The 12,903-nt window shown below is 70.1% G+C and carries 12 protein-coding genes and 1 pseudogene; 8 read left to right on the plus strand and 5 right to left on the minus strand.

The annotated features are described in order from the left end of the window. Positions 1–148: 148 nt before the first annotated feature. Positions 149–1,798, plus strand: coding sequence for a type IV secretory system conjugative DNA transfer family protein (locus QH470_RS21450; RefSeq protein WP_280274143.1), 1,650 nt, complete (start codon positions 149–151; stop codon positions 1,796–1,798). After that, entirely contained in the window at positions 1,795–2,190 is a 396-nt protein-coding gene (locus QH470_RS21455; RefSeq protein WP_280274144.1) for a DUF4913 domain-containing protein, read from the plus strand. Before QH470_RS21450 ends, QH470_RS21455 begins: the two co-directional genes overlap by 4 nt. A 9-nt stretch (positions 2,191–2,199) precedes the next feature. On the opposite strand, the gene QH470_RS21460 is transcribed toward QH470_RS21455, so the two are convergent. Both QH470_RS21460 and QH470_RS21465 read right to left on the minus strand, forming a co-directional pair. Next, the gene (locus tag QH470_RS21460) at positions 2,200–2,700 is read right to left on the minus strand and encodes a hypothetical protein (RefSeq protein WP_280274145.1); all 501 of its coding nucleotides are present in this window, start codon (positions 2,698–2,700) and stop codon (positions 2,200–2,202) included. Between the two features lie 442 nt (positions 2,701–3,142). Further along, positions 3,143–4,015, minus strand: coding sequence for a peptidylprolyl isomerase (locus QH470_RS21465; protein ID WP_280274146.1), 873 nt, complete (start codon positions 4,013–4,015; stop codon positions 3,143–3,145). A gap of 124 nt (positions 4,016–4,139) precedes the next feature. Between QH470_RS21465 and hisS the strand changes: the two genes are divergently transcribed. The 3 genes from hisS (at position 4,140) to QH470_RS21480 (ending at position 7,223) form a co-directional block, all read left to right on the plus strand. Beyond that, entirely contained in the window at positions 4,140–5,417 is a 1,278-nt protein-coding gene (hisS, locus tag QH470_RS21470) for a histidine--tRNA ligase (protein ID WP_280274147.1), read from the plus strand. Positions 5,418–5,463: 46 nt separating this feature from the next. Continuing rightward, complete coding sequence (locus tag QH470_RS21475; RefSeq protein WP_280274148.1) at positions 5,464–6,108, plus strand: hypothetical protein; 645 nt, start codon at positions 5,464–5,466, stop codon at positions 6,106–6,108. Between the two features lie 107 nt (positions 6,109–6,215). Continuing rightward, positions 6,216–7,223, plus strand: coding sequence for a malate dehydrogenase (locus QH470_RS21480; RefSeq protein WP_280274149.1), 1,008 nt, complete (start codon positions 6,216–6,218; stop codon positions 7,221–7,223). A 12-nt stretch (positions 7,224–7,235) separates the two neighbouring features. Here QH470_RS21480 and QH470_RS21485 read toward each other — a convergent pair whose 3' ends face one another. Continuing rightward, positions 7,236–8,108, minus strand: a complete 873-nt coding sequence (locus tag QH470_RS21485; RefSeq protein WP_280274150.1) for a TIGR03619 family F420-dependent LLM class oxidoreductase — start codon at positions 8,106–8,108, stop codon at positions 7,236–7,238. A gap of 228 nt (positions 8,109–8,336) precedes the next feature. Next, the gene (locus QH470_RS21490) at positions 8,337–8,984 is read right to left on the minus strand and encodes a TetR/AcrR family transcriptional regulator (protein ID WP_280274151.1); all 648 of its coding nucleotides are present in this window, start codon (positions 8,982–8,984) and stop codon (positions 8,337–8,339) included. 227 nt (positions 8,985–9,211) lie between these two features. On the opposite strand from QH470_RS21490, the gene QH470_RS21495 reads away from it, so the two are divergent. Both QH470_RS21495 and QH470_RS21500 read left to right on the plus strand, forming a co-directional pair. Next, positions 9,212–10,639: an NAD(P)/FAD-dependent oxidoreductase gene (locus QH470_RS21495; protein WP_280274152.1), complete on the plus strand. Its 1,428-nt coding sequence runs from the start codon at positions 9,212–9,214 to the stop codon at positions 10,637–10,639. After that, positions 10,632–12,434 (plus strand): hydroxysqualene dehydroxylase, encoded by a 1,803-nt coding sequence (locus QH470_RS21500; protein ID WP_280274153.1) that lies wholly within the window; start codon positions 10,632–10,634, stop codon positions 12,432–12,434. Before QH470_RS21495 ends, QH470_RS21500 begins: the two co-directional genes overlap by 8 nt. Positions 12,435–12,443: 9 nt before the next feature. Here QH470_RS21500 and QH470_RS21505 read toward each other — a convergent pair whose 3' ends face one another. Beyond that, complete coding sequence (locus QH470_RS21505; protein WP_280274154.1) at positions 12,444–12,572, minus strand: hypothetical protein; 129 nt, start codon at positions 12,570–12,572, stop codon at positions 12,444–12,446. 195 nt (positions 12,573–12,767) lie between these two features. Here QH470_RS21505 and QH470_RS21510 point away from each other — a divergent pair. Then, positions 12,768–12,903, plus strand: a pseudogene (locus QH470_RS21510) (enoyl-CoA hydratase/isomerase family protein); the annotation flags it as partial.

Raw genomic sequence — 12,903 nt, forward strand, 5'->3', positions numbered from 1 at the left:
ATTGGTTTGGGGGGGGGTCGTATGGGTGGGGCTCGAACTTATTCTCGCAAACCAATTGGGGGTCACCAACCTGCAAACCCCTAAAAATCCTTTGGCTTGGGGGGCGGGCGGGGGGGGGGCTTATTAGGCTGCGCCGGCCGCTTCCACGGTGATCCTGCTGTTCGTGGTCCTCGCCGTGGTGGCCGCGGTGGTGGTGCGCCGCCGGCTGAAGAAGAACAAGAGCAAGGGGGCCCTCCCGGTCGACGCCAAGGCCCAGTACATGGGCAACGGCGGCGCCATCTCGGCGCTCACCGCCGCCGGTGCGCGGGAGAAGGCCGAGCAACTCGGCGTGCGCCTGGGCTACGACGACGCCCCGGGCGTGCCGATCGGCGTCGCCGTCGCCGACGGCGTCCCGCTCTACGGCTCCTACGAGGACCTGCACCTGGACATCTGGGGCCCGCGCCAGGGCAAGACCACCTCGCGCGTGATTCCGGCCATCCTCGACGCGATCGGCCCGGTGCTGGCCACCTCGAACAAGCGCGACGTGGTGGACGCGACACGAGATGTGCGGGAGGCCAAGGGATCTCGCACCTTCGTCTTCGACCCGCAGGGCGTGGCGGGGGAGCCGCCGACCTGGTACTGGGATCCGTTGCGGTGGGTGAACGCGCCGCACCCCGGCTGCGAGATGCGCGCCTCCCGCCTGGCCGGCCACTTCGCCGACGGCGACGACGGATCGGACCAGGGGCCGGACAACTACTTCGATCCCGAGGCCGAGGATCTGCTCGCGGGCCTGTTCCTGGCGGCCTCGGTGTCGCGGCGGTCGATCATCGACGTCTGGGAATGGGTCACCGATCCGAACAACGGTGAGCCGGTGGAGATTCTGCGCACCGCGGCGAGCCAGTACGGCGTCGAGGCCTACGGCCTGAATTTCACGGCTTCGGGCTTGGCGCAGCAGTACAACGCCGACCCGCGCACCAAGAGCAGCATCTTCGGTACCGCGAAGAAGATGGTCCGCTGCCTGAAACTGTCGAATGTGCTGCCCTGGGTTACCCGGGGCGCGGGCGACTCCCGGTACGAATTGGACGAATTGGAGTTCCTGGACGGCAACTGGACCCTCTATTGCCTGTCGCTGGAAGGCCGCGGTTCGGCCGGTCCGCTGGTGAGCGCGCTGACCGAAGCGGTGATCGAGCGGGCGATGGACAAGGCGTCGCGGTCGCGGGGCGGCCGCCTGCCGATCCCGCTGCTGGCCGTGCTCGACGAGGCCGCGAATATCGTGCGCTGGAAGGATCTGCCCAAGCAGTACAGTCACTTCGGTTCCCGGGGCATCGTGGTGATGACGGTGCTGCAGTCGTGGGCGCAGGGCGTCCGGTGCTGGGGCCCGTCCGGTATGGAGGCGCTGTGGGCCGCCGCGAATATCAAGGTGCTGGGCAGCGGAATCGACGACATCGGCTTCCTGACCGCCCGCTCGGAGGCGATCGGCGACTACGACTCGATCTCGGCGTCGGTCTCGGAATCCAAAGGCGGCAAGAGCTATTCGAAGTCGCTGGGGTCCTCGCGCACCCTCAATGTGAACGCGTTGGTGACGCTGCCGCGCGGCCGCGCGGTGGTCTTCTCCTCGGGTGCGCCGGCGACGCTGGTCCGCACGGTTCCGTGGTGGGACGGCGACTATTCTGACGAGGTGCGGCGCTCGATCGAGCGGCACGATCCGCAGCGGCAGCAGACCACCTTCACCGATCTGGTGGAGGAGCGCAGCAACTACGACGCGCCGCCGACGCCGCCCGAGACCTACGGACAGCCCGAGGAGGTTCGCCCGCTGTGAGCGACCAGCAACACGACCTGATCTACGCCGACGTCGTGGAATTCGTCGAGAATTACCTGAGCCTGATCTATCGCCGCCAGGTCACCGACCTCACGGACACCGTATGGTGCCCGGAGTGGTGGAAGCATGCGGAGGCCGTGGTCCGGCTGCAGGCGCTGTGGCGGGCCTGGGAGCATCTGCGCCAGGACGAGACCACCGGGATGAGCGTGTGGTTCCTCGATCACGCGGATCCGCACATGAACAAATTGCTGGATCCGCGTGGGCCGTTCAAGTTCTGCAGTGTGCGCCACGGTCACAAGGAGATGCTCAACCCGCTGCCCCTCAAGTCACCGCAGCACGGCATGTTCGGCGACCCGACCATCGATCCGGCGGCGGAAGACTTTCGCTCCTGAGCGAGCCGCTCACTCGCGGACGCGGACGCGGCCGCGTTCTTCGATTTGCCGCGCGCGGGTGACCGCAGGGGACTCACCCGGCCGGGCGCGGACCGCCGCCTGGGGCGGGTGGGCCTGACTGACCTCCATGAGCATGCGGACCGCCGCCAGCTCCGGTGCGACGCCGGCGCGCTGCAGGTGGGCGGCCAGCGCCTGCCTGCGCTCGATCGAGTCGTACCGTTCCAGCTCCCGCACCTTGCTGCGCGCGGCCTGCCCGGAGCTGCGGTTGGTGCTCAGGCGTTCGGAGACGCGGTCCTTCTCCAGGGACACGCCCCGTTCCAGCCGGGGCCGCTCCAGCATTCGCACCAATTCCAAGTTGCGCGGGTCCTTCGACTTGGCCTCGCGGGCGTCCCGGAGCATGCGCTCGCGAGCCTCCTTGACCCGCTCCTGGGTCACTTTCACGCGGGCCTCGGCTTCCCGTTGGCCACGTTCCCGGGTGCGCAGCGCGACCAGGGTCGCTAGCTGCAACATTTGCCTCATCAAAGCCGCTGTTTCGCGACCGATGTCGTCGAGTTCCTCGGCCATGCCTGCTCCCCGATGCTGCAGTGATCACTATGGATGATTGTGGTGCTTCGTCGTGGACAACGCCAGCCGAACGGTGGTTCGCGCGGTGCTGTCCCGCCTGCAAACGCGGACATCGGAACTACGTTTCGGTACATACCGCCCGGTAGGACGGGTACTACACCGCTCCGTACTCCGTTCTTCGAGGTTACCAGCGAAACGCAGGGCAGCCTTACCAGGATCGTGTACCGAAAGCATATATCGCACAATTCCGGCGGGGTGGCCGAAGCGCCGGACGTTCTTCGATATGAGGGTGCCCTCACCGAACGCGCGTCCCGGCGGCCGCGCGAGGGGCCCGGCATCGGTCGATGCCGGGCCCGAAGTCGCGGCGGCCCTGAGCAATTCGCGCGGGTCAGGCGACCTTCACCGCATCGAAGGTGACCGGCAGGTTCGGCTTGCCGCCGCCCGGCCGCGGGTCCAGCGAGCCGTCGTCACCGGCCGCGGCGATCTTGTCGAGGGTCTGTAGTCCGGCCTCGTCGATGGTGCCGAAGATGGTGTACTGCGGCGCCAGCTGGCTGTCGCCGTAGACCAGGAAGAACTGGCTGCCGTTGGTGCCCGGCCCGCCGTTGGCCATCGCGATCACGCCCCGCTTGTATTGCACGGGTGAGGGATTGACGGCCAGCTCCTGCTGGTCGAACTGGTCGGTGGGGTACTCGTTGTCGAAGACGTACCCCGGGCCGCCCTTGCCCTCGCCGGTCGGGTCGCCGCACTGCAGCATCTTCAGGCCCTTCGTGCTGAGCCGGTGGCACGGCGTGCCGTTGTAGTAACCCTGGTTGGCCAGGCTCACGAAACTGTTGACCGTGCACGGCGATTCGCCCGCGTTCAGGGCGATGCCGATCGGGCCCTGACTGGTCTGCACGGCGACGGTGTGCTGCTCGGTCGAGGAGACGTCGGCCTCCTTGGGCTTCTGCGCCGGTTTCGCCGCGGGCTGGCCGCTGTCGCGGTAGGCGCAGCTCACCGTCGCCGGCTTGGCCTGGGGCTCGGGCGGCGGCGGGGCCTGCGGGGTCTCCGACTGCGAGGTGTCCGGATCGGCCGCGGCGGCCGGGTTGTCGTCGCCGCGGGTCAGATAGTAGATCCCGACGCCCGCCGCGACCACCACGACCACGCCGAGCGCGGATCCGGCGATCGCGAGCCGTTTACGCTTGCGGGCCCGCTCGGCCTGCCGGGCCAGTCGTCGCTCCAGCTTGCGCTTGGCCGCCTGTCGCCGCTGTTCGTTGCTCGGCACTACCCAGTTCCTCCCGTTGCGGTCTGCTTACGGCCTAAGAGTGTGCCATCAGTACCTGAGAGGCGTGTCGGCCGCAACGGGTCGGTTGGACTATCCGCCGGGCGGTGAGGGAGACTGGGCGATCGTGACCAAGACCAGCAGCTTCACCGCCCCGAAGGGTTTCCCGGATTACCTGCCGCCGGCGTCGGCGCAGTTCGTCGCCGTGCGGGACGCGCTGGTGCGCGCCGCGCGGCTGGCCGGGTACGGGCATGTGGAGCTGCCGATCTTCGAGGAGACCGGCCTGTTCGTCCGGGGTGTCGGCGAGTCGACCGACGTGGTCAGCAAGGAGATGTGGACCTTCCCGGACCGCAAGAACCGCAGTATGACGCTGCGGCCCGAGGGCACCGCCTCGGTGATCCGCGCGGTGATCGAGCACGGGCTCGATCGCGGCGCGCTGCCGGTCAAGCTGTGCTACGCGGGCCCGTTCTTCCGGTACGAGAATGTGCAGGCCGGGCGGTACCGGCAGTTGCAGCAGGTCGGTGTGGAGGCCATCGGCGTGGACGATCCGGCGCTGGACGCCGAGGTGATCGCCGTCGCCGACGCCGGTTTCCGGTCGCTGGGGCTGGACGGGTTCCGGCTCGAGATCACCTCGCTCGGGGACGACACCTGCCGCCCACAGTACCGGGAACTGTTGCAGCAGTTCCTGTTCGGGCTGCCGCTGGACGAGGAGACCCGGCGGCGGGCGGAGATCAATCCGCTGCGCGTGCTCGACGACAAGCGGCCCGAGGTACGAGAACTGACCGCCGCCGCGCCGCTGATGATCGATCACCTGTCCGAGTCGGCGAAGGCCCACTTCGAGCAGGTGCTCGGGCACCTGGACGCGCTCGGTGTGCCGTACGTGGTGAACCCGCGGATGGTGCGCGGCCTGGACTACTACACCAAGACGACGTTCGAATTCGTGCACGACGGGCTCGGCGCGCAGTCCGGCATCGGTGGCGGCGGTCGCTACGACGGGCTGATGGCGGAGCTGGGCGGGCAGCCGCTGTCCGGCATCGGGTTCGGTCTCGGCGTGGACCGGGCCATCCTCGCGCTGGCCGCCGAGGGCAAGGCCGCGGCCGACCCGGCTCAGGTCGACGTGTTCGGGGTGCCGCTGGGCGAGGCCGCCAAGAGCCGCCTGGTCGAGCTGGCCGGCCGGTTGCGGGCCGCGGGCATCCGGGTGGATCTGGCCTACGGCGGGCGCGGGGTCAAGGGCGCGATGAAGGCCGCCGACCGGTCGGGTGCGAAATACGCTCTGGTGCTGGGTGATCGAGACCTGGCCGAGGGGGAGATCGGTCTGAAGGATCTAGCCACCGGCGATCAGCAACAGGTCCCGCTCGACGACGCGGTCACGGCCGTCACGGCCGCCCTGGCCGTCGATCGGTAGTACCGTCACGGGATACGGCCCGGCCGTATCGGACGAATGTGAACCCGTGACCGAAGACTCGAAACCCGAACGGCCGCAGGCGGTCGGCCTGGATCTGATCGCACCGGAGCTGTACGCGCCGATGCTGCGGCGGCTGACGGTGATCGCGACCGTCGTCGGCGTGGTCGTCGCGTTGCTGCTGGCGCTGCTGGTGAGCTGGCCGGTCGCGGTGCTGGCCGGGGTGATGCTCGGCGCGCCCACCGCGCTCTACGCCGTGTCGGTGCAGCGTCGGCGAATGTGGCTCGCGGGCACCGTGATCGAGGCGCGGACGCTGTTCGGACGGCGGCGGCTCGATATCGCCGCCGCCGGTGGGGTGGAGATTCTGGTCTACCCGGGGCGGCTGAGTCGCATCGTCCTGCGCGTTACCGCCGACCGTGCGCGGCAGGTCGTCCCGCTGGCCATGTACGCCGACGGCGGCAGCGGGCGCGAGCTGCACATTCTGGGTCTGCGCACCCTCGCCGACGCCCTGGCCGCGAGCAAACTGGCTGCGGCGCTGGCGGTTTCGGACCTGCTGGTGGGCCAGTTGCGAGCCGAGGCCCGCGACGCCGCGCTGGGGGAGCGGCCGCTGTACCGCGCCGTGCAGCTGGTTCGCGCCAAGGACATCGTGCAGCCGGTGGTGCTCAGCGACAGTGAGATCGCCGCGCTGGAGTGAGGGTGACTGTCTACTTGCTCACGGCACGGGTTCGGGCGTGGTGAGTCTCGTTAGGGTTGGGGCCGAGACCATCGATACAGAGGATCCTTCGTGCGCGAGGAGTTGTCGTGAGCACTGCCGTCCGCCCGCCCGTGACCGTCACCGTGACCGGCGGCGCCGGTCAGATCGCTTACGGGTTGCTGTTCCGGATTGCATCCGGGGCGATGCTCGGCGCGCAGACGCCGGTGCGGCTGCGGCTACTCGAGGTGCCCGCCGCGGTCGGCGCCCTCGAGGGCGTGGCGATGGAGCTGGAGGACGGCGCGTTCCCGCTGCTGCGCTCGGTGGACATCAGTGACGATCCGTGGATCGGCTTCGACGGCGCGAATATCGCGTTGCTGGTCGGGGCGCGCCCGCGCACGGCCGGTATGGAGCGCGGGGATCTGCTCGCCGCCAACGGCCCGATCTTCACCGATCAGGGCGCGGCCATCAACGCCGGCGCGGCCGACGATGTCAAGGTGCTGGTGGTCGGCAATCCGGCCAACACCAACGCCTACATCGCGATGAGCAACGCGCCCGACGTGCCCGCCGACCGCTTCACCGCGCTGACCCGGCTCGACCACAACCGGGCCATCGCCCAGCTGGCCGCGCGGACGGGCGCCCCGGCCGCCGACATCCACCGGGTGACGATCTGGGGCAACCATTCGGCCACGCAGTACCCCGATCTCGAACACGCCACCGTCGCGGGCCGCCCCGCCCTCGAGGTCGTCGACGACACCGAGTGGGTCCGTGACGTTTTCGTCCCGACCGTGCAGCAGCGCGGCACCGCGATCATCAAGGCCCGCGGCGCGTCCTCGGCGGCGAGCGCGGCCAGCGCCGCCATCGACCACATCCACGACTGGGTGCTGGGCACCCCCACCGGCGACTGGGTGTCGATGGCGGTGCCCTCCGACGGCTCCTACGGCGTCCCCGAAGGCCTGATCAGCTCCTTCCCCGTCACCTGCGCCGACGGCGCCTACACCGTCGTCCCCGACCTGCCCCGCACCGAATACGCCCGCGAGCGAACAGATCTCAGCGTCACCGAACTGCGCACCGAACGCGACGCGGTCATCGACCTGGGCTTCGCCAAGCCCCGCTGACCCGAGCGCGGGTCAGTCGCACTTGGCGATGACGGACTCCGCGTAGCGCTGGAGGTTGGAGATCTTGGTTTCCAGGGGTTCGGTGTCGGGGCCGGGGGTGTAGGGGTAGCGGAAGCCGACGATGACGTCGGTGACGCCCTTGTCCTCGAGGCGCTTGATGCCGTCGGGGGTGTAGGCGTCGAGGGAGGCCACGTGGATTTCGAACGGGCCGGTGCGGTCGCTCTGCGCGCGGAGTTCGGTGAGCCGGGTGAGCATGCGGTCGAGGTCGTCGGCGTCGCCGCCGGCGTGCATCCAGCCGTCGCACAGGCGGACCGCGCGGCGCAGCGCGGCGTCGCTGTGGCCGCCGACGAGGATCGGCAGGGGCGCGGTCGGAGCGGGGGTGATCTTGATCTTGGGGATGTCGTAGAACTCGCCGTGGTATTCGAAGTACTCGCCGGTGCACAGGCCGCGCACCACCTCGATGCACTCGTCCATGCGCTTGCCGCGCCGCTCGAACGGCACGCCCATGATCTCGAAGTCCTCCGGCCACGGGCTGATTCCCACGCCGAGCACGAACCGGTTGTTGCTGAGATACGCCAGCGAGGCGGCCTGCTTCGCGACCAATACCGGCGGGCGGATCGGCAACTTGATCACGAAGGGGTTGAACCGCAGCGTCGTGGTCGCGGCCGCGAGCGCCGCGGACAGGACGAAGGTCTCGATGAAGGGCTTGCCGTCGAGGAACTCCCGCGAGCCGTCGGGGGTGTAGGGGTAGGTCGAATCCGATTCCGCCGGATACGCGATGCTGTCGGCGATCGACATGCCGTGGAATCCGGCCGCCTCCGCGGCCTGCGCCAGCGGGATGTAGTACGCGGGATCGGTCATCGCCTCCGCATAGGTGAAGCGCATCGAGGCATCCTCTCGGCTCGGAACTAGAACGAATTCCAATTTAGCCGAGATGGTAGCCCGGACCGAACGGGGCTGTCAGGGGATCGGCCGACGCCTTGCGCTCGCTGGTGTATTTCGCTGGCAGAGGCGGTATGTCGACGACTGTGCGGTGGGGCGTAGGTCGAGGGCGCCGTGATATCGACCTTCACCGTCTCTCGCTGTTATGAAACGTGTTCTACTGGGCGCGCGTCAGCCCGCGTCGGGCGAATCGCCGTACACGACCAACCAGATCGCCCGCCCCAGCGCCCGGGCCAGCTCCGTATCGCCGATGCCGGTATCGGCCGAGAACGCCACCGTGATCGAACGCTCCACCATCGAGGTCAGTACCACGGCCGTGGCCGCGGCATCCAGATCCGCGCTCACCCGGCCCGCGGCGCGGTCGGATTCCAGTCGGGCGCGGACCATTTCGCTGAACGTCGCGACCCGGCCGCGCCAGTAGGCGCCGACGTCCCGGTCGTAGGCGGCGACCTCGCTCAAGGCCAGCAGCAGATAGCGGTGCCGCCGGAACCCGGCGATCATCGCCCCGATCGCGCGCGCCACGCCCGCCTGACGGTCGGTGTGCTCGGTGGTCCACCAGAGTTCCGCGGCTTCGAACAGATCGGCGGTGGCCAGGTCGGCCATCCGGATCAGCAGGCTGCTCTTGTCGGGAAAGTAGCGATAGAACGTCGACCGTGCCGAATTCGAGGCGGCGGCGATCTTCTGCACGGCGATCTCGGTGTACGGCGTGCCCTCGGCGAGCAGTTCCTCCACCGCGACGAGCACCCGCTGTTCGAACTCGGCGCGGCGGTCGTCGGTGGGCTTGCGCGCATGCCTCGGGACTCGGGTCAGTGACGGCATCGGCCGCCCGTCGCCGCGGCGCCGGAACCGTCCGGCGGTCTTCCGTTCGCGCGTGCCATGGGGCCATTGTGCCCGTCCCGCGCCCGGAAATCGCGTCGGCCCGCGGGCCGGGGCGCTGTCCCGGACACCCGGCCCCGCGCGCGGAATCAGGCGTTGACTTTCGGGTGCCGACCGCCGCACTATCGATCGGACACACTGTCCGAGACTGAGTGGCCGAGGGGGTACGTATGGGCGACATTTCCGCTGCGGCGGTGGAACGGGCCGATGTGGTCGTGGTCGGCGCCCGCTGTGCCGGAGCAGCGACCGCGGCCACCCTCGCGCGGGCCGGGCGCACGGTGATCGTCCTGGACAGCGCCCGCTTTCCCTCCGACACGCTCTCGACGCACCTGCTCTGGCCGTCCGGGGTCGCCGAGGTCCGGCGGCTGGGCGCCCTCGGCGCGGTGGCGGACCTCGGCGCGCCACGGCTGACCCGGGCGTACGCCGGGGGCGCCGGGCACCGCATCGCGACGGCGTTCCCGGCCGTCGACGGGATCGACTACGCGATGTGCGTACGCCGGATCGGCCTGGACGATGCCCTGGTCCGCACGGCCGTCGCGGCGGGCGCCGAAATCCGCGAACGATGCCGGGTCACCGATATCGTCTGGGACGGCGAGCGGTGTGCGGGCGTGCGGTACACCGACGCGTCCGGGGCCCTCGCGGAGATCCGGGCCCGCCTCGTCGTCGGGGCCGACGGCCGGCGCAGCACCGTGGCCCGGCTGGTGGGCGCCGAGCGGCCGTTCGCCGAGGCGCCCAGCGGTCGCGACTGCCTGTTCGCCTATTGGCGCGACGACGCCACCGGGTGGCGTCGCATCGCCGCCCAGTGGCGCGCGGGTTCGGATCTGGGCACCGCCTTCCCGTGCGACGACGGCCTGTTGCTGTGCCTGGTCCAGCCGCCGGCCGACCCGGAACGGCGACCCGGCCCGGCCGAACAGCGCTACACCGCGGCCATCGAGCGCATACCCGAACTCGCGGCGCGGCTGGCCGGGTGCGAGCGGGTGGGCCGGGTGCGGTCGGCGACGGGCCTGTCGTCCTATTTCCGGCGGTCGTCGGGGCCGGGCTGGGTATTGCCCGGCGACGCAGGGCATTTCAAGGATCCCGTCACCGCACAGGGCATCCGCGACGCCCTGCACTACGGGCGGCTGCTGGGCGAGGCGGTCGCACCGGTCCTGGACGACGCGCTGCGCCTCGATCGGGTGCTGAGCGAGTGGGAGCGGCGGCGGCTGCGCGAATGCCGCGACATCTACCACTGGACCAATCGCCTGGCTCGCGGAGAGGCCATGCGGCCCTTGGAGATCGAGCTCTACCGCGCCGCGACCCGCGACCCGGCGCTGAGCGAGCTGGTCACCGGAATCTTCTCCCGCACCCGGCGGCCCGCCGAGCTCAATGCCCCGGCCCGCTCGGCCCGCCTGGTGCTGAGCGCGCTGTGGCGGGGCCGCCACGATCCCGTGCCCGTGCTCGCCGATGTGGCGCGCCAAGCGCGGGACAACGCCGCCGACTGGTTCTCCACGCATACCGCCCTGAGTGCCGGTCCGCTGCAAGACCTTTCGCGGCTCGCGACCCCCACGCCGCTCTCCCTCCGCTCCACCCCAGCCCGTCCAGGAGAAGACCATGACTGATCAGCTGCCGACGACGTCAGCACAGATGAACCGCCGCGCCCTGCTCCGCGGAATCTTGGCCGCGGGAGCGGGACTCGCGTGCGCGCCGGCGCTGTCCGGTCCGGCCGCGGCGGCCCCGCCGCGACGGCGTTCGCCGGGGCCACGCTCGGACGGCCGCACCGTGGCGATCTTCGGCGGCGGTATGGCCGGGCTGTCGGCCGCGCACGAACTCGCCGAACGCGCCTACCGGGTGACCGTCTACGAACCCGCGTATCTCGGTGGCAAGGCCCGCAGCATGGGAGTTCCGGGGACCGGCGCGGGCGGCCGCCGAGACCTGCCCGGCGAGCACGGTTTTCGCTTCTTTCCGGGGTGCTACCAGCACGTTCCCGACACCATGCGCCGAATCCCGTTCCCCGGCAACCCGAATGGCGTGCTGGACAACCTGATCCGGGTCGAGGGCACGGTGGCGGGCCTGCGCGACCGTCCGCCGATCTTCGCGCCGGTGGAGATCGGATCGATCGATCAGCTGACGCCACAGTTGTTGCAGAACACCATTGTCGGCGCGTTCGGGTTCGTTCCCGAGCTGCCGCCGCACGAGCTGGCGTTCTTCGGCAAGCAGATGTTGCTGTGGTTCACTTCCAGCGAGGAACGCCGGTTCGGCCAGTGGGAGTACGTCACCTGGGAGCAGATCATGCACGCCGAGGGCAAGTCCGCGGCGTATCGGGATTACCTGGTCAACGCGCTCACCCGGATCACGGTGGCGGCCAAGCCGCACCTGAGTTCGGCCCGCACCATCGGCACCATCGGGGAGGCGCTCGTCCTGGCGGCGACCGGGGCGATACCGCAGTTCTCCGGCGGGGTCGACCGCATCCTGAACCGGCCCACAAACGAGGCGTGGATCGACCCGTGGGTCACGTATCTGCGGTCGCTCGGCGTGCGTTTCGTGCTGGGCAGCCGGGCGAGCGCACTGCACCTCGGCGGCGGGCGGATCGAGTCGGTGACGGTCACCGACTCCCGCGGCGCGTCGACCCGGGTCGACGCGGATCACTACATCTGCGCGATGCCCGTGGACAAGGCGGTGCCGCTGCTGCACGACCGGATCCTGGAGGCCGACCCGCGACTGGCCGGCATGCGGGAACTGCTCACCGACTGGATGGTCGGCATCCAGTACTTCCTGCGGCGGCCCACCGAGATTCCGCAGGGACACATCGCCGCGCTCGGCTCGCCGTGGGCGCTCACCGCGCTACGGCAGGCGCCGATGTGGGTCGGGGACTTCGCGGCGACCTACGGCGACGGCAGCGTCCGGGAATGCTTGTCCGTGGACATCTCCGACTGGGACGCGCCCGGCATTCTGTACGGCCGCAGCGCCAAACACTGTACGGCCGAGGAGATTTCGGCCGAGGTGTGGGCACAGCTGAAGACATGGCTCAATACCGCGACGGACTGGCTGCACGACGACGACATCCACTCCTGGCATCTGGATCCGGGCGTCAGCTGGTCCGGCGGCGTCGCCGCCAACGAGACGCCGCTGCTGGTGAACACGGTCGGTTCCTACGACCATCGGCCGCCCGCGCAGTGTGCGATCCCGAACCTGTTCTTCGGCGGGGACCACGTGCGCAGCCATATCGATCTGGCGACGATGGAGGGCGCCAACGAGTCCGGGCGTGCGGCCGCCAATGCCGTCCTCGACGCGGCGGACGACCCCGGCCCGCGCGCCGCGGTGTTTCCGCTGGTCGCGCTGCCGGTGTTCGATGCCGCCAAGAAACTCGACGCCGACCGCTTCCGTGCCGGGCTGCCGCACGTGCTGGACGTGTGAGGCCCGCGCCTAGAGCTGGTCCATCTCGTAGTCGTTGATGATCTCGTCGTGGTGGGTCTGGCCGATCACCTCGGGCGTGGTCTCGCCCAGCGGCCCGGTGAGATCGGTGTTGCCCGTGGGGCTTTGGTACGGCTGCACCGTGCGGCCGTGCTCGTCCTCGTTGTTGCGGTTGCCCGCCGCGGCGGCGGGAGCGCCCATGAAACCGGAGCCCATGCCCTGACCGGTGCCGCCGGGCATCCCCGGACCGAACGGCAGGCCGGGAATCCCGCCCGGACGCGCGGCGCCGGGCGGCGGCGCGCCCCGGACGCCGGGGGGGGGGCCCCCCCCCGCCCCCAGGGCGCCGAACTGTGGCGGTCGCTGTTCGAGCGGATCATCCATCCGCTGGAGGCGCTGCCGTGCCCGGTGGTGTTCGCGGCGCACGGGCTGACGCTGACCGCGGCCTTCGAGATCGCCCTGGCGTGCGACATCA

Source organism: Nocardia wallacei, from assembly GCF_029868745.1.
Lineage (GTDB): Bacteria > Actinomycetota > Actinomycetes > Mycobacteriales > Mycobacteriaceae > Nocardia > Nocardia wallacei_B.

Coding starts and splice junctions, on each gene's coding strand:
- QH470_RS21485 (WP_280274150.1), bottom strand. CDS start 8,108: ATGCGCTTCACCTATGCGGAGGCGATGACCGATCCCGCGTACTACATC.
- QH470_RS21490 (WP_280274151.1), bottom strand. CDS start 8,984: ATGCCGTCACTGACCCGAGTCCCGAGGCATGCGCGCAAGCCCACCGAC.
- QH470_RS21495 (WP_280274152.1), top strand. CDS start 9,212: ATGGGCGACATTTCCGCTGCGGCGGTGGAACGGGCCGATGTGGTCGTG.
- QH470_RS21500 (WP_280274153.1), top strand. CDS start 10,632: ATGACTGATCAGCTGCCGACGACGTCAGCACAGATGAACCGCCGCGCC.
- QH470_RS21460 (WP_280274145.1), bottom strand. CDS start 2,700: ATGTTGCAGCTAGCGACCCTGGTCGCGCTGCGCACCCGGGAACGTGGC.